Origin of the sequence: uncultured Bradyrhizobium sp. (assembly GCF_936928535.1) — a bacterium.
Taxonomy (GTDB): domain Bacteria; phylum Pseudomonadota; class Alphaproteobacteria; order Rhizobiales; family Xanthobacteraceae; genus Bradyrhizobium.
The window spans coordinates 56,699-80,744 of the sequence record NZ_CAKZHY010000059.1; the positions used below are offsets into that span (position 1 = coordinate 56,699).

At 64.0% G+C, this 24,046-nt stretch carries 24 protein-coding genes; 10 read left to right on the forward strand and 14 right to left on the reverse strand.

The genetic code is table 11. The features are described from left to right. Window positions 1–90 precede the first annotated feature (90 nt). The 4 genes from tsaA to Q0687_RS09280 all read right to left on the reverse strand — a co-directional run bounded on the left by tsaA (window position 91) and on the right by Q0687_RS09280 (window position 2,762). The gene (tsaA, locus tag Q0687_RS09265) at window positions 91–582 is read right to left on the reverse strand and encodes a tRNA (N6-threonylcarbamoyladenosine(37)-N6)-methyltransferase TrmO (RefSeq protein WP_298874918.1); all 492 of its coding nucleotides are present in this window, start codon (window positions 580–582) and stop codon (window positions 91–93) included. A gap of 32 nt (window positions 583–614) precedes the next feature. Next, complete coding sequence (locus tag Q0687_RS09270; protein WP_298874921.1) at window positions 615–965, reverse strand: AzlD domain-containing protein; 351 nt, start codon at window positions 963–965, stop codon at window positions 615–617. Then, window positions 962–1,702: an AzlC family ABC transporter permease gene (locus Q0687_RS09275; protein ID WP_298874922.1), complete on the reverse strand. Its 741-nt coding sequence runs from the start codon at window positions 1,700–1,702 to the stop codon at window positions 962–964. The genes Q0687_RS09270 and Q0687_RS09275 overlap by 4 nt, the downstream gene beginning before the upstream one ends. A gap of 97 nt (window positions 1,703–1,799) precedes the next feature. Further along, the gene (locus tag Q0687_RS09280) at window positions 1,800–2,762 is read right to left on the reverse strand and encodes a lytic transglycosylase domain-containing protein (protein WP_298874925.1); all 963 of its coding nucleotides are present in this window, start codon (window positions 2,760–2,762) and stop codon (window positions 1,800–1,802) included. 82 nt (window positions 2,763–2,844) lie between these two features. On the opposite strand from Q0687_RS09280, the gene Q0687_RS09285 reads away from it, so the two are divergent. After that, window positions 2,845–3,483 (forward strand): HAD family hydrolase, encoded by a 639-nt coding sequence (locus Q0687_RS09285; RefSeq protein WP_298874928.1) that lies wholly within the window; start codon window positions 2,845–2,847, stop codon window positions 3,481–3,483. Here the strand turns inward: Q0687_RS09285 and Q0687_RS09290 are convergent. After that, the gene (locus Q0687_RS09290) at window positions 3,480–4,520 is read right to left on the reverse strand and encodes a phenylacetaldoxime dehydratase family protein (protein ID WP_298874930.1); all 1,041 of its coding nucleotides are present in this window, start codon (window positions 4,518–4,520) and stop codon (window positions 3,480–3,482) included. The genes Q0687_RS09285 and Q0687_RS09290 overlap by 4 nt on opposite strands. 27 nt (window positions 4,521–4,547) lie before the next feature. Then, window positions 4,548–5,564 (reverse strand): carbon-nitrogen hydrolase family protein, encoded by a 1,017-nt coding sequence (locus tag Q0687_RS09295; RefSeq protein WP_298874931.1) that lies wholly within the window; start codon window positions 5,562–5,564, stop codon window positions 4,548–4,550. Between the two features lie 209 nt (window positions 5,565–5,773). Between Q0687_RS09295 and Q0687_RS09300 the strand changes: the two genes are divergently transcribed. The 6 genes from Q0687_RS09300 to Q0687_RS09325 all read left to right on the forward strand — a co-directional run bounded on the left by Q0687_RS09300 (window position 5,774) and on the right by Q0687_RS09325 (window position 11,827). Continuing rightward, window positions 5,774–6,730 carry a helix-turn-helix domain-containing protein gene (locus Q0687_RS09300; RefSeq protein WP_298874934.1) on the forward strand — a complete coding sequence of 319 codons (957 nt, stop codon included), beginning with the start codon at window positions 5,774–5,776 and terminating at the stop codon, window positions 6,728–6,730. An 80-nt stretch (window positions 6,731–6,810) separates the two neighbouring features. Continuing rightward, a complete protein-coding gene (locus tag Q0687_RS09305; RefSeq protein WP_298874937.1) occupies window positions 6,811–8,220 on the forward strand; it encodes a methyl-accepting chemotaxis protein in 1,410 nt (469 codons plus the stop codon). A 169-nt stretch (window positions 8,221–8,389) separates the two neighbouring features. Continuing rightward, complete coding sequence (locus Q0687_RS09310; protein ID WP_298874939.1) at window positions 8,390–9,415, forward strand: aldo/keto reductase; 1,026 nt, start codon at window positions 8,390–8,392, stop codon at window positions 9,413–9,415. A gap of 89 nt (window positions 9,416–9,504) precedes the next feature. Beyond that, complete coding sequence (locus Q0687_RS09315; protein WP_298874942.1) at window positions 9,505–9,666, forward strand: hypothetical protein; 162 nt, start codon at window positions 9,505–9,507, stop codon at window positions 9,664–9,666. 148 nt (window positions 9,667–9,814) lie between these two features. Beyond that, window positions 9,815–11,236: an MFS transporter gene (locus tag Q0687_RS09320; protein WP_298874944.1), complete on the forward strand. Its 1,422-nt coding sequence runs from the start codon at window positions 9,815–9,817 to the stop codon at window positions 11,234–11,236. A gap of 129 nt (window positions 11,237–11,365) precedes the next feature. Then, a complete protein-coding gene (locus Q0687_RS09325) occupies window positions 11,366–11,827 on the forward strand; it encodes a PEGA domain-containing protein (protein WP_298874947.1) in 462 nt (153 codons plus the stop codon). 82 nt (window positions 11,828–11,909) lie between these two features. On the opposite strand, the gene clpA is transcribed toward Q0687_RS09325, so the two are convergent. Further along, window positions 11,910–14,321, reverse strand: a complete 2,412-nt coding sequence (gene clpA, locus Q0687_RS09330; protein ID WP_298874950.1) for an ATP-dependent Clp protease ATP-binding subunit ClpA — start codon at window positions 14,319–14,321, stop codon at window positions 11,910–11,912. 294 nt (window positions 14,322–14,615) lie between these two features. Next, complete coding sequence (gene clpS, locus Q0687_RS09335; RefSeq protein ID WP_298874991.1) at window positions 14,616–14,948, reverse strand: ATP-dependent Clp protease adapter ClpS; 333 nt, start codon at window positions 14,946–14,948, stop codon at window positions 14,616–14,618. A gap of 624 nt (window positions 14,949–15,572) precedes the next feature. On the opposite strand from clpS, the gene Q0687_RS09340 reads away from it, so the two are divergent. Further along, the gene (locus Q0687_RS09340; protein WP_298874952.1) at window positions 15,573–15,788 is read left to right on the forward strand and encodes a hypothetical protein; all 216 of its coding nucleotides are present in this window, start codon (window positions 15,573–15,575) and stop codon (window positions 15,786–15,788) included. Here the strand turns inward: Q0687_RS09340 and Q0687_RS09345 are convergent. Then, window positions 15,769–16,107, reverse strand: coding sequence for a phasin family protein (locus Q0687_RS09345; protein WP_298874955.1), 339 nt, complete (start codon window positions 16,105–16,107; stop codon window positions 15,769–15,771). The two genes, Q0687_RS09340 and Q0687_RS09345, sit on opposite strands and share 20 nt — an antisense overlap. Before the next feature lie 387 nt (window positions 16,108–16,494). On the opposite strand from Q0687_RS09345, the gene Q0687_RS09350 reads away from it, so the two are divergent. Beyond that, window positions 16,495–18,294 (forward strand): D-alanyl-D-alanine carboxypeptidase, encoded by a 1,800-nt coding sequence (locus Q0687_RS09350; protein WP_298874958.1) that lies wholly within the window; start codon window positions 16,495–16,497, stop codon window positions 18,292–18,294. A 224-nt stretch (window positions 18,295–18,518) separates the two neighbouring features. On the opposite strand, the gene Q0687_RS09355 is transcribed toward Q0687_RS09350, so the two are convergent. The 4 genes from Q0687_RS09355 to Q0687_RS09370 all read right to left on the reverse strand — a co-directional run bounded on the left by Q0687_RS09355 (window position 18,519) and on the right by Q0687_RS09370 (window position 22,378). Beyond that, a complete protein-coding gene (locus Q0687_RS09355; protein WP_298874960.1) occupies window positions 18,519–19,244 on the reverse strand; it encodes a DnaJ domain-containing protein in 726 nt (241 codons plus the stop codon). 128 nt (window positions 19,245–19,372) lie between these two features. Beyond that, entirely contained in the window at window positions 19,373–20,128 is a 756-nt protein-coding gene (locus Q0687_RS09360; protein WP_298874963.1) for a VWA domain-containing protein, read from the reverse strand. A gap of 124 nt (window positions 20,129–20,252) precedes the next feature. Next, the gene (locus Q0687_RS09365) at window positions 20,253–21,113 is read right to left on the reverse strand and encodes an alpha/beta fold hydrolase (protein ID WP_298874965.1); all 861 of its coding nucleotides are present in this window, start codon (window positions 21,111–21,113) and stop codon (window positions 20,253–20,255) included. Window positions 21,114–21,454: 341 nt separating this feature from the next. Further along, a complete protein-coding gene (locus tag Q0687_RS09370) occupies window positions 21,455–22,378 on the reverse strand; it encodes a division plane positioning ATPase MipZ (protein ID WP_298874968.1) in 924 nt (307 codons plus the stop codon). A gap of 272 nt (window positions 22,379–22,650) precedes the next feature. On the opposite strand from Q0687_RS09370, the gene panC reads away from it, so the two are divergent. Beyond that, entirely contained in the window at window positions 22,651–23,502 is an 852-nt protein-coding gene (gene panC / locus Q0687_RS09375) for a pantoate--beta-alanine ligase (RefSeq protein WP_298874971.1), read from the forward strand. Here panC and Q0687_RS09380 read toward each other — a convergent pair. After that, window positions 23,499–23,939 carry a DUF1489 domain-containing protein gene (locus Q0687_RS09380; protein ID WP_057751487.1) on the reverse strand — a complete coding sequence of 147 codons (441 nt, stop codon included), beginning with the start codon at window positions 23,937–23,939 and terminating at the stop codon, window positions 23,499–23,501. The genes panC and Q0687_RS09380 overlap by 4 nt on opposite strands. Between the last annotated feature and the right edge of the window lie 107 nt (window positions 23,940–24,046).

The window sequence follows — 24,046 nt, forward strand, 5'->3', positions numbered from 1 at the left end:
GCGAAGCAATCCAGAATCCCTCTGCGGAGACAGTCTGGATTGCTTCCTCGCAAGAGTTCCTCGCAATGACGGGGCTAAAGCGGAGCGCCCTCATTCCGTCTGGAAATCGCCCTTCTGCGGCGCCGCCAGCGGCGTGAACTCGCAGCGATCGGGCTTGATGTCGATCAGCGGCGTCTCGTCGATGCAGTCGAGGCCGCGCACCAAAATCGCATTTCCTTCGATGCCGACCAGCTTCACGATCGATGTGCCGATCGGATTGGGCCGCACCGGCGAGCGCAGCGAAAAAGTGCCCCGGGTTTTGTCGTTGTTCTTCGGGCTTTGCAGCACGATGTCACGGCGCGACTTATCGAGCCAATAGAGCACTTCCAGATTGTTGTAGAAATCGACGCCCTTGATCGCCGGCACGAAGGGCTCGAAGATCTCGAGGCGGCAGATCGGACCGTCATGGCGCCCCTGCCGCGGCGTCTCCAGCCGCGACGTCCAGGGCGTGCGGATGCGGCCGATGAAGACGAGGCCGGCATCCTCAGTGGATGGCAGCTCGATGGCGACCTCACCCTCGCGGAGTTCGTTTTCGCGAACCATAATTCCTGTTCCTTGCCTGTTCGAAGGCGGTTTTAACCCAACCACCACTGGCCGACCAGCATGAAGACTTCGCCGGCGACAACGCCGGCAAAGATCGAACGGCGGGCCAGCAGGAACACGACAAGTCCGGCGGCCACCGCGCCATAGCGCAAGCCATCCGGCACGCTGGCGAGGGCACCGGGCGGCTGCACCACGATCTGGGCGATCACGCCGGCCAGGATCGCGGTCGCGACCGCCCTCACCCAGACCAGCAGCTCGGAGCCCTCATCGATGCCGCCGCCGAACCACAGGCCGAGCATGCGCCATATCTGGTTGGGGATGACGCCGGCGACAAACAGCACGACCAGCGCTTGCCAGTCACCGATGAGTTGCGCGGCACTCATGCGCGCACCTCCCGCCACCAGTGCACGCCATAGGCAATCGTGCCGGCCACCACGCCACTGATCAGAATGTCGAGACCGGAGTTCATCTTCGCGGCCAGCGGATAGAGCAGGATACCGAGCGTAAGCGCGACCACGTCAGCGACCTCGCGGCTGTTGCGCGCGGTCGAGAACAGGAAGGACAGCGGCGTCAGCAAAAGGATCGCAGCACCCAACGTCTGCGTCAGGTTGGCGGCAAGGAAATAGCCGATCGTGTTGGCGGTCAGACACACCGAGACCAGACCGAAACCAAGTCCGTTGACGAAGGCGATGCGCCGCTCGCGCGGCACAAGCGGCAGGAAGCGATGGCATTCGACCCACAGAGTCACAGCCGTGAGATGCGCTGCAAAGAACAGCTCGCGCCGCTTGGTCGTCGGCGTGCGCATCAGCGGCAGCACCGAGACCACCATCGGAAACAGCCTGATCGCACTGACGGTGACCGCGATCGCCGACTGGATGATGGTGGCGCCCGAACCGAGCGTCGTGATCAGGATGATCTGCGCGGGCCCGGCCCAGACGAACAGCGTCGAACAGAGCGCCCAGAGCAGGCTGAAATGGGTGTCATGGGCGAGCGCGCCGATGCCGAGATAGGTCGCGAACAGGACGAGCGTGAGGATCGTCTGCGTGATCGAGCGCAGCCCCCAGGCGAAGGCGCGCCACGGACTTTGCCATTGAGGGGAATCGAGCGGGGGAAGTGCCACGGGAGCTTGGCCGGCGTGAGGATCTTGCCCGCATAACGGACAATGCGGACCGTCACGTCAAGGAAGCCCGCGGCGGGGCTGGCATGCGTAGCGCCTGCTACCCGCTCACCCCGCGGTTCTTCAGCACAAAACAAGCTCCGCCCGCCTTGCGGATGCGGTTGCAGAGATCGTCTGCCTCAGTTCGCGTGTCGGCGCCGATGCGCACCTGGTAGAAGGCGTGCGAGCCGCGGCTGCGAACCACCGAGGAGAGCAGGCTGGGATCGCGTTCGCCGATGACGGCGCTGAGCCGCGTGACGGCGCGGGAATACATCGCCAGCGCCTTGTTGCGGTCGAAGCCCGCGGCGAGCTGAACACCCCAGATCTTCGCAGCGGCGAGCTCGACGTGCTGCTCGAGCTCTGCGACGAACGGGTTCGGCGCGCGCTTCAACAACGCCATCAGATCGCGGCAGCTCGTCGGCGGCGAGCTCGGCGGTCCCTTGCCGGTGCTGCCCGCCTTGGCCCATGCGTCGACTGTCGCACCCGTGATGGCGTAGACGTAGTTGCGTGTCTGCTCCGGCATGCCGCCGGTGCCGGCGAGCCACTCCTGCACCCGTCGCGGCCCGGCATTGTAGGCGGCAGCGGCGAGGCCAAGATTGCCGAACTGATTGCGCAGCTCATTCAAGAACTCGGCGGATTTTGGTAGCGCCTGAACAGGATTGAACGGATTGAGCAGTCCGCGCTCGCTCGCGGTCCCCGGCATGAACTGCGCGATCCCCTGCGCCTGCTCGCCACTGCGGGTTACGGGTCCCACTGCATCAGCCTGGAAACGGCTCTCCTGCCAGATCACGCGGGCGAAGAATTCAAGCGGCAGATTGGCATCCCGCGCAGCCGCCTCGACGATGAGGCAGATGGATTCCCGCGTGTCGCTCTCGCGCGCGGACTCGCCTGCAGCCGGTTTTGCCGGCCCCTCGGGGCCAAGCTGCGTCGGCGGGACCGAAGCATCCTCGGCGAGCGCCGGTGTGCAAACCAACGCCGCCGCGAGCACCCACCAGATCAGCTTCCGAGCCCGGATGAACGCCATGTCGCTCCTAATATCGGCCCTTGAACTCCGGCCCCAAGGCAACTAGCAACAGCCGTAATGAACAACGCTGAGCCTGGCCAGAATGCAGACAGTCTATATTGATCTCGACGGCACGCTGACCGATCCAAAGCCCGGGATCACGGGTTCGATCCAGTATGCCCTGAAAAAACTCGGCAAGGCGGTCCCGAGCCAGGATGAATTGACCTGGTGCATCGGGCCGCCCCTGCATGCGAGCCTGAAGGCGCTCACCGGAACCGAAGCACTGGCCAACCAGGCGCTCCTTCTGTACCGGGAACGATTTTCCGAGGTCGGACTGTTCGAGAACACGCCCTATCCGGGCATCCACGACACGCTGGCGGCGATCGCCGCAAGCGGCGCGCGCCTGTTCGTGGCGACCAGCAAGCCCGCGGTCTACGCCACCCGCATCGTCGAGCATTTCGGCTTGAAGCCCTATTTCGAGCGCGTGTTCGGCTCGGAGCTCGACGGCACCCGCGCCGACAAGCGCGACCTGCTTCGTTACGCGCTCGAGGAGACCAAGGTCGACCCCGCCAGTGCCGTCATGATCGGCGACCGCAGCCATGACGTGGTCGGCGCCCGGACCAATGGCATGACGGCGATTGGCGTGCTCTATGGCTATGGCAGCGAGGCCGAGCTCAGGGACGCCGGCGCGCATCACATCTGCGCCGCACATCCGGAGTTGCTCGGCCACTGCGTCGCCTAAGCGGTCACCCTCTCGACTGCCGCAAGCATACCTGTCTTCGGATGGCAGTTCAGATATTCGAAGAACTGCTCATCGGCTGCGGCCACGGTGACCTCGTGATAGAGCCGCAGCTTCGCTGACGGCCCCAGCGTCGAGAGATATTTCATCGCCGCACCGAAGATCTTCACGTGGGTCGGATGCGATTCCGCCCAGCGCTCCAGTGCAGCGAGACTTTTCCACCAGCTCTGGCCATAGGATTTTTCACTCGCCTTGCCGTCGGCCGAGAGCACCTGCATGTAACGGTTGGCGTAGCAACCGATCCCGAGCCCGTCGTCGCGCAGGAAGTCCATGCCCTCGCGCAGCACCGGTTCGACGTCGTCGAGATAGAGCCTTCGCTCCGATGCTTCCGTATCGCTCCAGTCCTGCCCGGAGCGGATCAGGCAGAGATTGTCGTGCGCCTTCACGCGCAGGCGTGCGCCGTCACGGATCAGCTCTGGATTGCCTCCCGGCGACATCGGGTCCGTCTGCGACAGCGGAATGCGGTCGCGCATGCCGCCCCAATAAGCGTGCTCCTGCACCTCCCCGCTCATGCCGTCGGCGATCGCGGCGACACCTTCGGACCTATCGAGCGAGGAGAACAGCGTCTCGTGCCGTGCCACAGTGGGGCGCAGCACCTCGATGAAGGTGCCGATGCCGTCGCGCGGCTTTCCGGTCCACGCCTCATGTGCCGGCGCAAACCAGGTGTCGAAGCGTGCGATGTCGTCCCAATAGGCCACCGAGACGATGTTGGTGTGACCGGTTTGATCGACGTAGTGTGCGCGGTCCCAATGCATGGGACCACCTGCGCCGGCAAACAGGCTCGCAATTTCTGCAAGCGCTTGCGCTACACCCGCCGCCATCGCCCCACGATACTGCACGCCGAAATAAGCCATCACCACACGACTTACACCGGGCTTGTAGCGCGCCACAAACGACGGATATGGCGGCTGGTAATCGTCAGGCACGCGCTTGTGCCGCGTGCGCTGGGTTTCGAGATGTGCGGGAATCGCGGATTCCATGATCGTACCCTCCCTCGATCGCAGCGATCAGCTCGCTGCCGCGCCGATATCCGCCGACTCGATGGTGTCGACCGGCAGCGCGAACTGCTCGACGCGCTTGTACGGCTTCTTGTTGAGCAGTAACCGCGTGACGTCGGGCCGCGAATAGTGCCCGGCGGGATCGGCGGCGTTCTTGGCAACGCCGATGGCACCGAGATCGATCTCGGCGATCAAGAGCCCCTCCTGGTCCGGCGCGAGCTTGTCGCCGATCTGGCTGCCGTCAGGCCCGTAGATCGCGGCAAAGCCACCGCCCACATGCAGCAGCGCATTCTTGTCCGGCCGGTCGCAGAGCTCGTCGATCATCGCCTGCGACACCGTCGCGCACGGCGCGAGCACGAAGCAGGAGCCCTCCACCGCATAGACGCGCGAGGCAGCATTGTTGACCTCGGCCCCCAGCGCCGGCGCGAAGGGATCGTACAGAGAGAAGCTCGGCCAGGCCGCGACGTGCACCTGCTCGTTCTGGGCGTACATCGCGTATTTCGACAGCGGCTGAAGATGCTCCCAGCAGCACAGCGCGCCGATGCGGCCGATGTCCGGGCGCGCATGGACCGCAAGGTCGCTGCCGTCGCCCTCGCCATAGACGGTGCGCTCGGCATGGGTCGGCCGCAATTTGCGGCGCTTTGCGATGGTCTCGCCGTCGGGTCCAATCAGCCACTGCGCGAGATAGAGGCTGCCGCCGTCGCGCTCGGACAGTCCGATCACTGCGGTGAGCTTGGCTTTGCGCACGGCATCGCGGAGCCGCTCGGCCTGCGGACTGTCGTAGGACAGTGAGTTGTCGAAATAGCGCTGCACGAAGCCGCGGCCGATCGCCCAGGCCGGCGAGTCCAGCCAGATATGCCAGGGATAGCCGGGGATGAACGCCTCCGGAAACGCGATCAGCCTGGCGCCCTTTTCGGCGGCCTCCCTGATCAGCGCGACCGACTTGTCGATCGAGGCGTCGAGGTCGAGCCAGGCGGGTGCCGCCTGCACCACCGCGACCTTGTATTTCGGATGCTCGATGCCCATTGCCGTCTCCCTTGCCGGTTGATCCAAAACCACGTCCGTTGCAGTCTATTGGACCAAGCCGGGCGGCCGCGCGCTCGACCACGGCGGAACAAAAACTCGACTGCAAAAACCTGGCTGGAAGGGATCGCGCCCCGGTACGGAACTTGCCTGCGGTCAGGCCGGATCTGCGCCACCATGCGGTTTGCCAGGAGTGAAAGGGAGGCCTGACGATGACGATCCAGTTCACGACAGACGGCAGCCCTGGCTACCGGCGGCTTGCCCTCTGGCAGGACATCGTCTGCGACGTCTTCGTCGGGCTCGACTGCAAGTCCGACCTCGGGAGCGCTTTTCATGGCTCGGTCACGCAGGCCCCGCTCGGCAAAGCCGTCTGCTCCGAGGTCTGCTCCGAGCGCCAGCACGTCTTCCGTACGCCCTCGCGCATCGCGCGTTCGGATCAGGATTATGTTCTCGTTGCGCTCGGCAATCGCGGCGATGGCGGTGTGGTGCAGGACGGCCGCGAGACCGTGATCCATCCGGGCGAGTTCGCGCTCTACGACACCACGCGTCCCTATGAGCTGAAGTTCAAGGACACGTTCTCCCAATCCATCTTCAAGGTGCCACGCGAGATGTTGCAGCGCCGGCTCGGCGGCACCGAGACGCTCACCGCGATCACGTTCGGAGCCGACGCGCCTCTCGAGCGGCTCGCCTATGATTTTATCTTCCGCCTTTGCCAGAGCGCAGACCGGCTCGCGCCGAGCAGCGCGGCCGCGCTCTCCGAGCAGGCGGTCGACTTGCTCGCCATGGCACTGAGCGAACGGCTGAGCGGGAGATCGCTGCCGTCCTCGACGCATCGCTCCGCCCTGCTCTACAGGCTCAAGGCGCATATTCGCGCGCGCCTCGCCGACCCCGATCTCTCGCTTCCCGAAACCGCCGCTGCGCTCGGAATCTCGCCGCGCTACGTCAACGACCTCCTCGCCGACGAGGACACTTCATTCCAGCGCCATGTGCTTGCCGAACGTCTCGCCCAATGCCGGCGCGACCTCGCCTCGCCCCTGCTCGCCCATCGCCACATCAGCGAGATTGCGTTTGCCTGGGGCTTCAACGATCTCTCGCATTTCGGCCGCGTCTTCCGCGAACATTTCGGAATGTCACCGCGCGACTTCAGGCAGACCCAGGTACCGCACTGAGCCGCACATTGCTAAATATCGATACGCAAACTCACGGGATGTTCAGCACCGCGGCGTAAAATTGCCGCCTGTCCACCAAGTTGACCCCGGATCGCCACATGTCCCTTCTCGTTGGAATCAGCCGCAAGCGTTCGCCCCAGCTCATGGGCAATCATGTGTCCCCGGAACAGTCGTCAATTCCGCCGGATCGCGACGAGGCCTTGGCAACGTTCATTGAGGCCCTCATCGAGGGCAATTTCCTCGCTCCCGGCTACAGCAGTAACGACCGTCTCTCCAGCGCCGTCTCGAGGCTTGCTGCCAAACTGGCCGAGGATGCCTCGCAAAGGCTGGACGCCATCGTCGATCTCAACGTTCAGAGCAATGAGACGGCGATTTCCGCTGCCCGAATGCTTACGGCTTGTCGGAACGTCGACCAGAGGACCCAGGCGCTTGCTGCCGCAAGCGAGGAGATGGTGGCTTCGGTTGGCCAGATCAGGGCCAACGCGGAAGATGCAGCTGGCAGTGCAGCCAGAATGAAATCGAGCGCCGAGCAGGGCATGACGACCGTCCGGCAGGCCTCCAACGCAATGGAGCGCGTCGAAGCGACGGCCAACGAAGCCTCCAACAAGATCGTGGCGCTGAGCGCCGCCTCCGAGGAGATCGGCGCCATCGTCTCGGCGATCGACGCGATCGCAAAGCAGACCAATCTGCTGGCGCTGAATGCGACGATCGAAGCGGCGCGGGCTGGCGAAGCCGGGCGTGGCTTTGCCGTGGTCGCTTCCGAGGTCAAGGCGCTTTCGCAGCAGACCGGAAAAGCAACCGAGGACATTCGTGACCGGATCCAGCGATTGAGAAACGAGGTCGAGCTGATCGTAGCCGCCATGTCGGCCTGCACGTCTGCGGCCGTCGAGAGCAAGAACGTCGTCGCACAGCTGGGCCAGGAGATGTCATGCGTGGAAAGCCAGACGACCACACTCACGCACGGCATGCATGAGATCGCCAATATCCTCAATCAGCAGACCGATGCGTCTCGCGAGGTGGCCGAAGGTATCTCCGCGATCGCGCGGATGACCCAAGCCAATGTCGAGCAGATCAAGAGCATATCCTCACAGCTCGACGTCGGCCAGGGTGTCGCCGGCCGGCAACTCCAGGATCTTGCTAGTCTGTCTTTCGACAACAAGATCCTGCGACTAGCCAAGGCGGATCACGTCATCTGGAAGAAGCGCCTGGCCGATATGGCAGTCGGGCGGGCGACGTTGAAGGCCGACGAACTCGCTGATCATCATTCCTGCCGCCTCGGCAAATGGTACTACGGCCAAGACTCCCTGGCGATGCGCAATCACCGATCCTTTGGGCTGCTCGAAAGGCCGCACGCGGACGTTCACGAACACGGCAAGCGCGCTGCCAAGCTGTTCGCAGACGGTGACCTCTCCGGCGCTCTCAGTGAGATCTCCAAGGTTGAAGAAGCCTCCGTCGAAGTGCTCAGGCTCCTTGACGATCTGGCACGCTGAGACCCTGCTTGCGCGCGACGCGGACCCGGTGGGCACAATGGTGTGACGAGCTTGCAGCTTGCTGAAGCAGAGCGGCCATGTGTGCGTGCGATGGCCCAACACACCTGCCTGCATTATCATTCGCTTCCAAGGCCGTGCCTATCAAACAGCGGCCGTGAGGAGCAGTTCGATGGAATACCGACGCTTGGGCCGGTCCGGCCTGATGGTGCCCGCTTTGAGCCTTGGCACGGGCACGTTCGGCGGCGTCGGCCGCCTCGCGGCCTGGGGGACGACCGACGCGACCGAAGCACGGCGCCTTCTGGACATTTGCCTGGAGGCGGGCGTGTCGATGTTCGACACCGCCGACGTCTATTCGCTCGGTGAATCCGAGCGCGTCCTCGGAGAGGCCATCAAGGGCCGCCGCGACAAGGTGCTGGTCTCGACCAAGGCCACTTTCCGCTTCGGCGATGGCCCCAACGACATCGGCTCGTCACGGCAGCATCTGCTCGCGGCCATCGACGGCGCGCTGAGCCGCCTTGGCACCGACTATATCGACCTGTTCCAGCTCCATGGTTTTGACGCCATGACGCCGCCGGAGGAGGTGCTCGGCACCCTCGACGTGCTCGTGCGCGCCGGCAAGATCCGCTATGTCGGCGTCTCGAATTTCTCGGGCTGGCACCTGATGAAGTCGCTCTCCGTTGCCGACAAGCACGGCTTCCCGCGCTACGTCGCCAACCAGACCTACTATTCGCTGGTCGGGCGTGACTACGAGTGGGAGCTGATGCCGCTCGGCCTCGACCAGGGGTTAGGTGCCGTGGTCTGGTCACCGCTCGGATGGGGGCGCCTCACCGGAAAAATCCGCCGCGGCCAACCGAAGCCTGAAGTGAGCCGCCTGCCCCAGACTGCCGATTTCGGGCCGCCCGTGCCGGACGAACACGTCTATCGCGTCGTGGAGGCGATCGACGAGGTCGCCAGGGAAACCGGCAAGAGCGTCTCGCAGATCGCTCTGAACTGGCTGCTGCAGCGCCCGACCGTGTCGACGCTGATCATCGGCGCGCGCAACGAAACGCAGCTGCGCGAGAATCTCGGCGCGGTCGGCTGGTCGCTGACCAAGGACCAGGTGGCAAAACTCGATGCCGCGAGCAAGGTGACGCTGCCCTATCCGTACTGGCACCAGCGCGGGACCTTCTCCGACCGCAATCCGCCGCCGGTGTAATCGGCTCCCCGGCGAGGGCCGGCTTGATTTGAGCTGCGTCAATCCGGCCCGCGCCGATCGTGGCATCGTGCCGCCTTGCGAGGCAGCCGATGCGCCGATTTGCCATGAAAGCCCTGTTCGCAGTCCTCAATCTCGACCGCACAGAACGGACGCGGATCGACTGGGATCGCCGCATCCTGATCTTCTCCACGGCCGTGACGATTGGGCTCGTTGCGCTCTACATCTTCGGCAAGGCGACGTCACGCTGGTAGGTGCGCGAACAGCCTGCCGATCCATGTCCCCAGCGCCGCCAGACCTGCTTGGGACACAGGAACCGTCCGCGTCCTGCCGGGTTGCGATGGACAGCGCAATTTCCTAATCGAGGGGACACTCACGGCTCGAATCAAGCACGCTTCCACCATGTCGTCTGTCCCGATCGAGCATGCCGACGGCCTGCCGCAGCCCCAGCGCAATCAGGCGGTGCTGACGATTGCGCTCGGCATCATCATGGCCGTCGTCGACAGCGCCATCGCCAATGTCGCGCTGCCGACGATCGCAACCGACCTGAACGCGAGCCCAGCCTTCTCGATCTGGATCGTCAACGGCTATCAGCTTGCGATCACGATCTCGCTGCTGCCGCTGGCCTCGCTCGGCGAGATTGTCGGTTACCGCCGCGTCTATCTGGTAGGCCTTGTGCTGTTCACGCTCGCGTCAGCCTTCTGCGCTTTGGCGCATACGCTGCCGCTGCTCACGATCGCGCGCATCATCCAGGGGTTCGGCGCGGCCGGCATCATGAGCGTCAACTCGGCGCTGGTCCGCTTCACCTACCCCCGCAGCCTGCTAGGCCGCGGCATCGGGATCAACGCGCTCGTCGTCGCTTTCTCCGCCGCGATCGGCCCCACGCTTGCCGCCGGCATCCTTGCGGTCGGCAGCTGGCCCTGGCTATTTGCCATCAATGTGCCGCTCGGCGTGGTCACGCTGGTGCTCGGACTGCGCAGCCTGCCGCATACGACGCCGGCGAGCCATTCCTTCGACTGGCAGAGCGCGGGGCTCTCGGCGATCACCTTCGGCGTCGGCATCGCCGCAATCGACAGCGTCGGCCACGGCGAGGCGACGATCACCTGCCTGATCCAGTTCGCGATTGCGATCGTCGCCGGCGCGGTGCTCATCTATCGCGAGACGCATATGAAGTCGCCGCTGTTGCCGGTCGATTTGTTGCGCATCCCGGTGTTCGGACTGTCGATCGCGACCTCGATCGCCTCGTTCTGCGGGCAGATGCTGGCCTTCGTCGCGATCCCCTTCTACCTCCAGAGCCGGTTCGGCTATTCGGCGGTGCATATGGGCCTGTTGATCACGCCATGGCCGATCGCCGTGGCGTTCGCGGCTCCCCTCGCCGGCCGGCTGGTCGAGTATTATCCCGCCGGCCTGCTCGGCGGCATCGGGCTGACGCTGTTTGCCTGTGGCCTTGGCGCGCTCGCCTTCCTGCCTGCAAGCCCGACGCCGCTCGACGTGGTCTGGCGGATGGCGCTGGCCGGCCTCGGCTTCGGCCTGTTCCAGACGCCCAACAACCGCACCATGATCGCCGCCGCCCCGCGCGAGCGCTCCGGTGGCGCCAGCGGCATGCTGGGCACCGCGCGCCTGCTCGGCCAGACCACCGGCGCTGCGCTGGTCGCGCTGTTCCTCGGCCGCTATCCGGTCGAAGGCACCCGGATCGCTCTCCTCGCCGGCGTCGGATTTGCGTTTTGCGGCGCCATGCTGAGCATGTTGCGGCTGTCGCCGGCGGGCGCACGGGGCGCCGAACATGTTCGTGTGCAGGACGATCAGCGCCTGCGCGGCGAATAGCGTTCCCCCACGTTCAGGTGCCGGCCATTTCCGCGCTCAACCTGTGCGTGGCTTAACCATCGGCACCAATGACGTATTGCCCTCTCGCTCTGGTTGCGCTTGATTGCGGTCGGGGAATTAGGGGCTTTCATGCGTTCATTTGGAATTGTGGCGCTCAGCGTCATGCTGGGCGGCTGCGCGTCTGTCACGCGCGGCACGACCGAGAACATCAGCATTTCATCCACGCCGTCGGGCGTTGAAGCCGTCATCAGCGGACTGGAGGTACCGACCACCTGCACGACGCCCTGCGCCGTGGTCGTCAAGCGCAACGCCGACGTCTCCATCACCTTTCAGAAGGAAGGCTATGAGACGCAGATCGTGCCGCTCAGCCGCGACATCCAGACCGGAGGGGCCGCTGGCTTCGCCGGCAATCTCCTGCTTGGCGGCGCCATCGGCATGGGCGTCGATGCAGCAACGGGCGCGGCAACCGATCACAAGCCCAATCCGGTCATCGTGACGATGCAGCCGTCGGCCCCGCCGCCCCGCGCGCGGCCACCGGCGCCAAGGAAGCCGCGGGCACCGGCGCTGCCTCCGCCTGACACCGGCACTTAAAATCCGGCGCGTCGTGCAAACAAAATCGCGCAAACAAAAAGGCCGGCTCTACAGCCGGCCTTTTCGATTCATGATGTGCCGATCAAGCCTTGACCAGCGGGCCCTTCGAGGTCGGCCCCTTGGAGCCGCCGGGGCCGCCCGGCTTGTTGGGTTTGCCGGGTGGACGCTTGCGGGCGCCGGGCAGCTTTTCCTGCTTCGGCGTGACCGGGCCCTCGACGAACTCGAAGCCGATCTTCTCCTTGGTCTCGTCGGCCTCGTCCTTGACCAGGACGACGCGGACGTGGCCACCGCCCTTGAGCTTGCCGAACAGCACCTCATCAGCCAGCGGCTTCTTGATGTGCTCCTGGATCACGCGGGCCATCGGCCGCGCGCCCATCTGCTCATCATAGCCGTGCTGGACCAGCCAGGTCTTGGCCGGCTCGGACAGCTCGATGGTGACGTCGCGGTCGCCAAGCTGCGCCTCGAGTTGAAGCACGAACTTCTCGACCACGGTGCCGATCACCTCGACACTGAGATGGCCGAACGAGACGATGGCATCGAGACGGTTGCGGAATTCCGGCGCGAACTGCCGATTGATCGCCTCATGGTCGTCGCCTTCCCGCTTCGAGCGCGTGAAGCCGAACGCCTGCTTGGCAAGATCCGAAGCACCCGCATTCGTGGTCATGATCAGGATCACGTTGCGGAAGTTGACCTGCTTGCCGTTGTGGTCGGTGAGCCGGCCGTGATCCATGATCTGGAGCAGCACGTTGTAGAGGTCGGGATGGGCCTTCTCGATTTCATCGAGCAGCACCACGCAATGCGGATGCTGGTCGACGCCGTCGGTCAGCAGGCCACCCTGATCGAAGCCGACATAGCCGGGAGGCGCGCCGATCAGGCGCGACACGGTGTGCCGCTCCATGTACTCCGACATGTCGAAGCGCAGCAACTCGACGCCAAGCGACGCGGCCAGCTGCTTTGCCACCTCGGTCTTGCCGACGCCGGTCGGACCCGAGAACAAATAGCAGCCGATCGGCTTCTCCGGCTCGCGCAGACCCGCACGCGCCAGCTTGATCGATGCCGCAAGCGACTCGATCGCCTTGTCCTGGCCGAACACGGTGCGCTTCAGGGTCTGCTCGAGATGCTTGAGCACCTCGGCATCGTCCTTCGACACGCTCTTCGGCGGAATCCGCGCCATCGAAGCGATCGTGGTCTCGATCTCCTTGATGCCGATCGTCTTCTTGCGCTTGTTCTCGGCGACCAGCATCTGCGCCGCGCCGGACTCGTCGATCACGTCGATCGCCTTGTCGGGCAGCTTGCGGTCGTGGATGTAGCGCGAAGAGAGCTGCACCGCAGCCTCGATCGCCTCGTTGGTGTATTTCAGCCGGTGGTAGTCCTCGAAGTACGGCTTGAGGCCCTTTAGGATCGCGATGGCGTCTTCGACCGTCGGCTCGTTGATGTCGATCTTCTGGAAGCGCCGCACCAGTGCGCGGTCCTTCTCGAAGTGCTGGCGATATTCCTTGTAGGTCGTCGAGCCCATGCAGCGGATCGTGCCCGAGGCAAGCGCCGGCTTGAGCAGGTTCGAGGCATCCATCGCCCCGCCTGACGTTGCGCCCGCACCGATCACGGTGTGGATCTCGTCAATGAACAGGATGGCGTTGGGATGCGCCTCGAGCTCCTTCAGCACCTGCTTCAGGCGCTCCTCGAAGTCACCACGATACCGCGTGCCCGCGAGCAATGTGCCCATGTCGAGCGAGAACACGGTGGCCGCCGCCAGAACCTCCGGCACTTCGCTGTCGACGATGCGCTTGGCGAGGCCCTCCGCGATCGCGGTCTTGCCGACGCCGGCCTCGCCCACGAACAGCGGATTGTTCTTCTGCCGGCGGCACAGCACCTGGATCGCGCGGTTGATCTCGGAATTGCGTCCGATCACCGGGTCGATCTTGCCGTCACGCGCCTTCTTGTTGAGGTTGACGCAATAGGTCTCGAGCGCCTCGCCCTTCTTCTTGGAATCCTCGTTACCCTTGGTCTCGGTTTCCTCGTCGACGCCGCGCACGGGCCGCGCCTCCGAGACGCCCGGCCGCTTGGCGATGCCGTGGCTGATGTAGTTGACGGCATCATAGCGCGTCATGTCCTGCTCCTGCAGGAAGTACGCGGCATGGCTCTCGCGCTCGGCGAAGATCGCAATCAGCACGTTCGCACCGGTCACCTCTTCGCGACCGGAGGACTGCACGTGGATCACCGCGCGCTGGATCACGCGCTGGAAGCCGGCGGTCGGCTTGGCGTCGTCGGCGCCATCCGTCACCAGATTCTCGAATTCGGTCTCAAGATAGTTGACGAGGCTCGTGCGCAGCTTGTCGAGATCAACGCTGCAGGCACGCATGACTGCGGCTGCGTCGGAATCATCGATCAAGGAAAGCAGGAGATGCTCGAGCGTCGCATATTGGTGATGACGCTCGTTTGCGATCGCCAGTGCACGATGCAGGGATTGTTCAAGGCTTTGAGAAAAAGTCGGCATTCGCGTCCTCTATGGCCCCCACCATCATGATCGCCATCGCCCGGTCAGGCAACAACAACCTTTGTCACATATAGTTATACAAGATCGCGGCAAAAGGCCGGTTCCGCGACTCAAATGGGCATTGCGCGCCCACGCCATACTCGATGCAAAACCCGTTCCGATTTGGGCAGAACTACCCATTTGGGCAGGATTGGCGCCGGCATGATTTTACGCCGGATCATGCCGCAGCATGCGCTGACGTCACACACCGAACGAACAGAACCAATCTTAAAGAAACTCTGGATTCGAACGCGGTTACTTTTTTTCCATCACGCATTGCAGCGGATGCTGGTGCTTGCGGGCGAAATCCATCACCTGCGTCACCTTGGTCTCGGCAATCTCGTAGGTGAACACACCGCACTCGCCAATCCCGTGATGATGGACATGCAGCATGATCTTGGTCGCGGCCTCGACGTCCTTCTGGAAGAACTTCTCAAGCACATGGACCACGAATTCCATCGGCGTGTAGTCGTCGTTCAGGATCAGCACGCGATAGAGGTTCGGTCGCTTGGTCTTGGGCTTGACCTTGGTAATGACAGACGTGTTCGGACCCGCCGGGGTGCCGGAACGGTTCTCGTCATTGCTCATCCGGGGAGCATGGGCGGTGGCGGCCGCGGGCAGGTCGAGTCTGGAAGTCAATTGCAGCATGGCTCAGGCGTTCAAATTCCCCACGGAAGCGTCTGACGGTCCGCAGCGCCGCCCACACGCGTGGGTCCCGCGCCGGCGCGCCGCCTTGTCGGATCGCCGCTTCCAACCGGTCCGGCCGAGCCGGATCGATTGCAGGCAATATGGGCCCACCCCCGGCTCGCCGCAAGCGTGCAAAGGCCGAGCCGATGCGGCCGCGGCGCCCCGATTCCCGGTCCGGGCGATCCTGCACAAGGTTAGTCAATCCTGTCAGGTTTGACAAAACCTTCCAGCCCGCCTGTTCAGAACATGCTGATCAGGAACCGGGCACTTGATTGACCGCGACGGTTTAGCGAGGCGATTTCTCCGGGATTCTACGGTCCGATCTACTGGCCTTCATGATGCTCGATCATACGGGATCGATAGCCGAAGCCGGCAAGACGCCAGCATTGCAGCGATGCCTTCGAGCGGGAGCTGCAGCAGCTCGCGCTATACGAACCGGTCCTCATGTGTGAACGACGGCGAGACGTGGACACCAGACAAATCACGACGCGTGTCTCGGGTGCGTGGATCAAGAACAGGACACCGATGAGCGGCAATTCCCCGGCGCAACACAAGGCCGCAAACTTCACGATCTATACGGCAGTGCTGCAATGTTGTGTCAGCAGCACCAACATCAACCGTCGCTGGCGAAGCTGCGCGTGGCGCGCTGACCAGAGCCTCGTGCAAATGAAAAAAGCCCGGCTGACGCAGCCGGGCTTTGTAATTTCAGGACTTCAGAAAATTACTGGGCGGCCGGGGTGAACTTCGACACGACCGTCTCCACCGGCTTGAACGCCTGCTTGGCGAGGTCGCTGTAGAGGCCGGCGATCTTCTGCGATTCCGCGACGAAGGTCTCGTAAGCGGAACGGGCGAAATCGGTCTGCGCTTCAAGCGCCTTGTCCAGCGACTTCACGCCGGAAAGCTTCTCGACGAACGACTTGGTGTCTTCGAACGACTTCTTGGTGTAGTCGCCATAGGCGCTGGCGATGGCCTGGAGGCCGTGCTGGACCGAGGTCGCGGAGGCAACGCAGGTCTCGAAATGCTCTTTCCCGTAGTTCTGAAAGTCTTCAACCTTGAACATCTTGGAATCCTTTTCCCTGGCTCGCGTCCGGAAGCCCCGGCTCCCTGACTCTGCCCACAATTAGTGCAATGCACAAAAAAGTCAAGAATCTTGTGCGACGCACAAATATCAGCGCAAGTTACGGAAATTCCCGGACTTTCCCGCAAGGGTTTCTTAAGCTTTTGGAAACCGCCGCCCCCTACCCTGATTCCCTGGATGTGTTCACTTCCGCAAGCGGTCAAAAGCCGTTTGAGAACATCGCCTTAGCCAGAACAGCGGCTCAAGCCCAACGTCTCCCGCAGTGAACACCAGCGGAGGGACAGCCTGAGCAGGTAATGATCCCGGGTCCGCAGGGCACAATTTCGCCTCACGAGCCGGTGATCAAGTCACAAACGGGGACGGGGTTCCATGCTTCGTAGCAACTGGTCTTCCTCGCGCTTGGCGCGGGTTGGCGTTTTCGGGCTTCTTACGGTCACCACAGCCGTCATCTTCACGACCGATGCAGCCGATGCACGGCGCTACCGGCGCCACTATGCGCACCACCGGGTGCATCACGAGGCCTCCGAGAGCTACAGCCCGCAATTCGCGTCGATCATCGTCGACGGTAATTCTGGTGCGGTGCTGCAAGCGACCAGCCCCGATGGCCTTCGCCATCCGGCTTCGCTCACCAAGATCATGACGCTCTATCTGCTGTTCGAGCGCCTCGAGTCCGGCAAGATGAAGCTCGACACCGAGATGCCGGTGTCGCAGCACGCCGCCGACCAGGATCCGACCAAGCTGAACCTGCGCGCCGGCCAGACCATCCGCGTCGAGGACGCGATCAAGGGCCTCGTCACCCGCTCCGCCAATGACGCCGCCGTCGTGATCGCGGAAGCGATCGGCGGCGACGAGGATGATTTCGCCGCGATGATGACGCGCAAGGCGCGCGCGCTCGGCATGTCCAAGACGGTTTATCGCAACGCCAATGGCCTCCCCAACGACGAGCAGGTCACCACGGCGCGCGACCAGGCGACGCTCGGCCGCGCCATCCAGGAGCGCTTCCCGCGCTACTATCGCTACTTCTCGACCACCTCGTTCACCTGGCGCGGCGAGCAGATCCGCAATCACAATCACCTGCTCGGCAGCGTCGAGGGCGTCGACGGCATCAAGACCGGTTACACCCGCGCCTCCGGCTTCAACCTCGTGACCTCGATACGCCGTGGCAACCGCCACCTCATCGGCGTGGTGCTTGGTGGTCGCAGCGGCGGCTCCCGAGACGCCATCATGCGCAATCTGCTCGCCGAGAACATCGAGAAGGGCGCAACCACCCACACGGTCGCCGCGGTGACCGAGCGCAACGGTGCCGACGCCAGCGTCGACGTCGCCGATGCGTCGGATACCCCGCCCCGTCCCGCTCCCCAGGTCCAGGTTGCGGCCGCCCCTGCCCCTGAGGCACCCGCGCCGCGTCCCGCCTCCCGCTTCGCTACGCTTGCAGCCGCGACCGCAGCGATGCCGCCGGCGCAACCCAAGCCTGAGGCCAAGCCGACCGAGTCCAAGATCGAGCCCGCGCCTCTCACCAACGGCGTGATCTCGAGCCAGCCACTTGCCCTCATTCCGGGCTCGTCCGAGCCGATGAAGCCGGTCCGGGTCAAGACGGTTCAAGTCAAGGCCGGCGCAGTCAAGGTCGCCTCCGCCGCCCCGACGCAGGTCGCACCGCAGGTCACCAACACGATTTCGCCCCGCAGTGACGTCGCCGAGACGTCGGGCGCCGTCGTCGCCAGGGCCGACATCGTCAACAAGCCGGAGCCCGCCCGAGCCGAACTGCCGCAGCAGCCGGCTGGCTTCGGCACCGGCAACGGCGTCCTCGGCGTGCTGCCGGCCACCGCTGCAGCAACGGCGCCTGCGCCGGTTGCCAAGCTTGCCTCCGCCGATCCGTCCCCGCAGCCGATCCAGATGAGCGCCACCAAGCCGGTCGTCACCCATAGCGGCTGGATCGTCCAGGTCGGTGCGCTCGAGAGCGAGAGCGAGGCCCAGCAGCGCATCGACGCCGCGCGCAGTTCGGCCCGCGGCCTGCTCAGCAAGGCCGATCCATTCACCGAGCCTGTCGTCGCCAGGGACAATCGCAAGCTCTACCGCGCCCGTTTTGCCGGGCTCGAGCGGGACCAGGCCGAGGCGGTGTGCCGGACGCTGAAGCGCGCCGACATCTCCTGCATGACCGTCCGCAACTGATCGCTCTTAGCGATCCCGAACAAAATGCCCGCGCCTCGCGCGGGCATTTTTGCTTTTGGGGCATGGTGACGCTGCAGGCTGTTCCGCGACAACCTCTCGTCAAGAATTTACGGTTAAAACTTTGCTCAAGGGATCGACCACGCCGATAAGGCGGGCATCGGGGCGACGGCAAACAGAGCTAGCGGAGCTCACACGGTACGGGCGTTTGTGGCGTGGTGCCGGAGTTAGCCGTTATGCGTACGAAGCAGAGTATCCTTGGCCTCGTTTACCCGGGCAGCGAGGTACGTCGAGCCCCCCTGGTCGGGATGCAGTTTCTTCATCAGGGACTTGTGCGCCCGGCTGATGTCGTCGCGCCCCGCTCCCGGCTGCAAGCCAAGGATCTGATAGGCTTCCTCCGCCGTCATTTTGCCGCTCGCCGCCGTGCGGCGCTGCCCCCCAGCCGCGTTGCCCTGCGCGTTCTGACGCCAGGCGGGAAACCGGCGGTCCAGATAGCTTTCAAGTAAAGCCACGCTCTCGGCATCGAACGCCGGGACCATCGCCAGCAGTCCCGCAAGATCGAACTCGTCGAGACTGCGCCCGGCGTGAGGCCCGGCAACGATCTGGCCCGAGAGCTGGCCGGAATCGTGATCGAGCTGCATGTCCAGGAATTGCGATCGCACGCGCGAGGCCTGACCCGATGAGCGCGACCTGCCACCCCCGAACAGGCCCCCGATGTTGCCAAAGCCCGCATTCGCGAGCGGCGTCCAGCCCAGCAACCCCGCCCCGAACAGTCCAAGCGGGATCGCGACCGCCAGCTCGCCCCGCAAGCCGGTGAAGGCGGCCACTGCGAGTGCGACCACCCCGCCGCCGAACTTGATGGCGCGCGCCAGCACGACCGGATTGGCGGCGCGGAACATCTGGAGCAACAGATAAAGCGTGATAACGGCGACAAGGCCGGCGATGAGCGTCATGGCGCGAATATAGTCGCCCTGCCGTCAAAATGCATGGCGACCTCCTTCATCCTCCACCGGCAATGACGGCAGCGCCCATGGTCCAGTGGTCGCTCTGTCCCGGCCTCAAGCCGCGCCGGCTTGGGCCGCTACTTCATCTGTCCAATCAGCTGCGCAGCACCGTGCGCCGTCTTCGCCAGTCTCAGCAAGGCCTCGCGGCCTCCAGCTGCGTAGGCCGCAGCGGCCCTCAACAGTTCGCGTAGCTGTGCCGCCGCGCCCGGATCGAACCGGCACCAAGCGCCTCCGGTCAGACGCGCGATCTCGCGAAACGCCTGTTCGGCGACCGCATCATGACCTTCCTGAAACAGGAACACCGGCACCTTCAGCAGGCCGAGCTCGCCGGCCTTGGCGCAGAGCGCATCAACCTTCTCCTCCATGGCATCGCCGACGAAAACCACCGCACGCACGCCCGATGCAACCGCCTCGCGCCGCGCGTCGGTGAGCACCCTGCCGATCTGGGTGTCGCCGCCGCGACAATCGATCTTGCTCATCAATGTCGCCAGCTTGCTGCTGTCGGAAATCCATCCTGTGGCACGACACTCATTGTAGCCGCGATAGTAGACCAGTCGGATGTCGAGGCTGCCAAGCGCAGCAGCCTCGCGGAACATGTCGGCCTGAAGCGCACAGGCCATGTCCCAGGTCGGCTGCCGGCTCATCGTCGCATCCAGCGCGAAGATCAAGCGGCCCTTCGCACCAGGCGCGTGCGGTGATAACGCACGCGCCCTGGCGACGAAGGCGGCGACATCCTCGGAGGTCGAGGTTTTTGCCTGCGGCAGCGCGTCGTCGCTCTCGACTCGCGCCGACAAGGCATCGCTATTGCGCGGTTTGGTGGGATCGTCGGGCATCCATTGTCACGCCTGGTCTCAAGCACCCAATGTGGATAGCTTGCCCTGCCCGGTCAATGTGCAAAGCCTCCGCAGGCCGGAGCCGGCGGAAGCTTAAATGATCTCGATGAACTCTTCTCGGGGATCAGCTCTTGGCGGGCGCCATCAGAGCCACCGGCCCCGGCTCCAGGATCTTGGGCGGAGCCGAACGGGTGTCGACCGGCGCAATTGCGCTGTCGGTGTCGCTCAAGAATTTATCAAGCATGCCCTGGATCGAGTTCTTGGCGTCGTCCGGACCTGTGTCGCGCATGTCGTTGTGCTGGAAGTCGGTCTTCACGACCTGGATACCGGCCTTCTCGCACTCCTCCTCGGTCGGGATCACGCCCGGATCAGTCTTGAACTGCGGATCGTGAGAGCGGAACGAGAGGATCTTGAATTTGCCGGCGGTGACGAACGGCACGCGGAGATTGTCCAGCGTCACGACCTTCTTGACCTCGTCCGGATACTGCTTGGCGAAATACATCGTGATGTCGCCGCCCATGGAATGGCCGACCATCGTGACCTTCTCGTAGTCAGCGTTGGGCTGAACCTTCTTCATCTCCTGCATCGCCAGATGGATATTGGCAACGCCACGAAGGATCTGCGGCAGGCGGCCGACATAGAGCTCGCCGGGCTTGGTCACCATCGGCGGATCGGTCGGCAAATCATGCTGCGGGCTCACGACCAGGTAGCCACGCGCAGCGAAGATGTTTGCGAGGAAGCCGTACTCGGTGTTCTTGACGGTGTTGCCGTGATTGATCACCGCGACCGGAAGCGTGATCATGCCGGCATTGGCCTGCATTTCCTTGTCGCGACGGATCGCGATGTCGACAGGCACGGGACGATTGTCGCGCGAAGCGTCGTAGAAGGTGATGGTCTCGTGCTTGATGGCCCACTTGCTCGCCGTGAAATAGGCGACACTGAAGAGGGCTCCCACAGAAACCAGAACGGCAATTCCACGCTTCATTTTCGTCCTCAGCCCCAGGCCTTGCGGCCTGATCCCTGTTGAAAATCGTGTTGTTCGAGAGGCTCTTCGGCCCCTTCGCGCCTATTCGCTAATATATGTCACAGCCGCGTGACAGGAAGGCTAAATGTTGTGATCAAACAGCCCTTTCATTGTGCGGCGCACACATTTGGTGGGCACCCCGTTCTGATACCGCTACGTCCGGATGCAGATGACCATCCGACGCAACCCGTCACGATCGGGTTCAATTTCACGGTGAATGCCCGGTGAAAACGACTTCAGGCGCGGCAGGTTCCCGCAGGAACCGGCTGCCATGATCGATCGGAAGTAGCGGCGTACCGTGTCTAGGCGCCGAGGATGTCGTGGAGCTCGAGCGGCTTGTCCACCTGGCTGAACCACTCGGCGCGATTTGCCGCACGGCGGCGGCCACGCTCGTCGAGCGGCAGCTTGAGCTGGCGCAGCAGGCTCGTCACCTCTTCCCGCGCGGTCAGATGGCCGAGATTGGGCCGCATCCCGAGCGTGGCCTCGTCGATCTCGTCGAGCGCCGTGAGGCCACGCGGGAAGAACTCGCGATAAACCACGCGCTCGGCGAAGCCATCGACATAGCGGAAGCCGAGCCGCAGCGACAAATCCTTCAGCCCGTCGGCGACGAGCTGCTTGTTGCGCGAGCCGAGCATCGACAGGCGATTGCGCACCACGATCCAGTCGGTGGTCGAGCCGTCGAGCTGACGACGCTTGCGCCTGACATCGCGCACCATCTCGGCGTAATGGCTTTCCCCCGTTACCGCGTAATTGGCGGGGTCGACGGTGCCGAGCACATCGAAATCGAGGAAGCTGTCGTTGATTGGCGTGACCAGCGTATCCGCCATCGAATGGGCCAGCCGCATCAAATAGCTGTCGGTGCCGGGCGTATCGATGACGATGAAATCGAAACTGCTCTCGACCGCCGAGACCGCCTCCATGAATTGCTGGAACTCGGAATTCTCGTTCTCGGCGATCTGCATGGTCTCGCCGAGCTTGATGCAGCGATGCACCGGCAGCTCGAGGTCGAGCTTGGTGCGGCGCGCCCATGCCGAGCGGTTGTTGATGTAGTGGGTGAAGCTTTGCTGGCGGCAGTCGAGGTCGATGGTGGCGACGCGCTGACCGGCCTTCAGGAGCGCAACCGCGATGTGCAGGGCGGTGGTCGATTTGCCGGAGCCGCCCTTCTCATTGCCGAGCACAACGACGTGCGCCGAGCCGGATTGGCTTTGGCTAGCCTGCACAAGCATGGCGATCCTCAACACCCCTGAACAATATCTTCGAGTTGGCCGCGTCTGCGGTCAAGTGAAATGCGTGACAGGATGACGAAATCACAGTGCGATGATGGTCACCATGAATCGCGGCGCGGCCTCGCCTCTATGATCCAACCCACAATGGCGCGACGTCCTCGCTGCTGGGAATGCTGTGCCTGATGTCGATGCATGGCGTCCACGACCGGCGCTTGTTAAGGTTAGCCGGCTGCGCGGCTGGCGGCGCCCACCCCCAACCTTCCCGAGCTCTGATGTCACCAAGCCCCTTGATCACCCGCACGGTGCCCGCCCTGCGACGCGCCGTCGACAATCTTCGCAAGCGAAAGGCCACGGTCGCGCTGGTGCCGACCATGGGGGCGCTCCATGACGGGCATGTGTCGCTGGTGCGCCTCGCCAAGCGGCGCGCGAGCCGCGTCGTCGTGTCGATCTTCGTGAACCCGACCCAGTTTGCGCCATCGGAGGATTTCGGCGCCTATCCGCGGACCTGGAAATCCGACCTCGCCAAGCTCGCAGCAGAGGACGTCGACATCGTCTGGCACCCCGGCGTCGAGGCGATGTATCCGGAGGGCTTCGCGACCCGCATCGTTCCAGAGGGGCCGGCGCTGGCCGGCCTCGAGGACCGCTTCCGCCCGCACTTCTTCGCCGGCGTCGCCACCGTCGTCGGCAAGCTGTTCACGCAATGCCGGCCGGATATCGCGATATTCGGTGAGAAGGACTTTCAGCAATTGCGCGTGGTGACGCAGATGGCACGCGACCTCGACCTTGGCGTGAAGGTGGTCGGCTCCCGCACCTTGCGCGAACGCGACGGGCTCGCGATGTCGTCCCGCAACGTTTACCTCTCGCCTGCGGAACGCCAGACAGCGACCGTGCTCTATCGAGCCATGAAGGAGAGTGCCGGGCGGATCCGGGGCGGTGCAGCCATCGCGAGCGCGATGGCGCGCGGCGCCGAGACGATCAAGGCGGCCGGGTTTGCGCTCGACTATTTCGAGCTCCGCCATGCCGAGACGCTGGCGCCTGTCACCTCCCGCAAGGACGGGCCGCTGCGGATCCTGGTCGCCGCCAAGCTCGGGACGACGCGGCTGATCGACAATATCGCGGTCTAGAGCAGTCCGAGATCGCGCAGCTCCCGCCGCATCGGTTCCGGCATCGCCGCGATGGTGCCTGCAGCCGACTTGCCGAGATCGGGCGGCACGGAATCCTCCGTGAGATAGCGCCAGCCCTGGAACGGGCGCATCGGCCGCGGCGACACCGAGATCACCTTCGGCTGCATCACGATCCGGCAGCGTCCGATGCCGTCCTTGTCACGGAACGGCTCGATGCCGATGATCTTTTCACGCGCGGCGATCTCGCCCTTGATGACCCAATAGAGCGAGCCGCCTGCGAGAATCTCGGCATCGCGCTTCGGCACCATGCGGGTGATATGGATGTGGTGTTGCGGCAGGCCCTTTTTCTTGGCCGTCTGCATCCGTTCGGCGACCCACCCCTTCAATTCCTTGACGGAGTCGCAGCCGACGGCAAGCTTGATCAGATGGAGTGGCATGGCCCAGCATTAGCGGGCCATGCATGGCTTTTCAAAGCCTAACTAGACGATCGATTCCAAGAAACCTGCGCTGGAACTGATTGAGTGTTGGCGGATTCCTCGGTTGC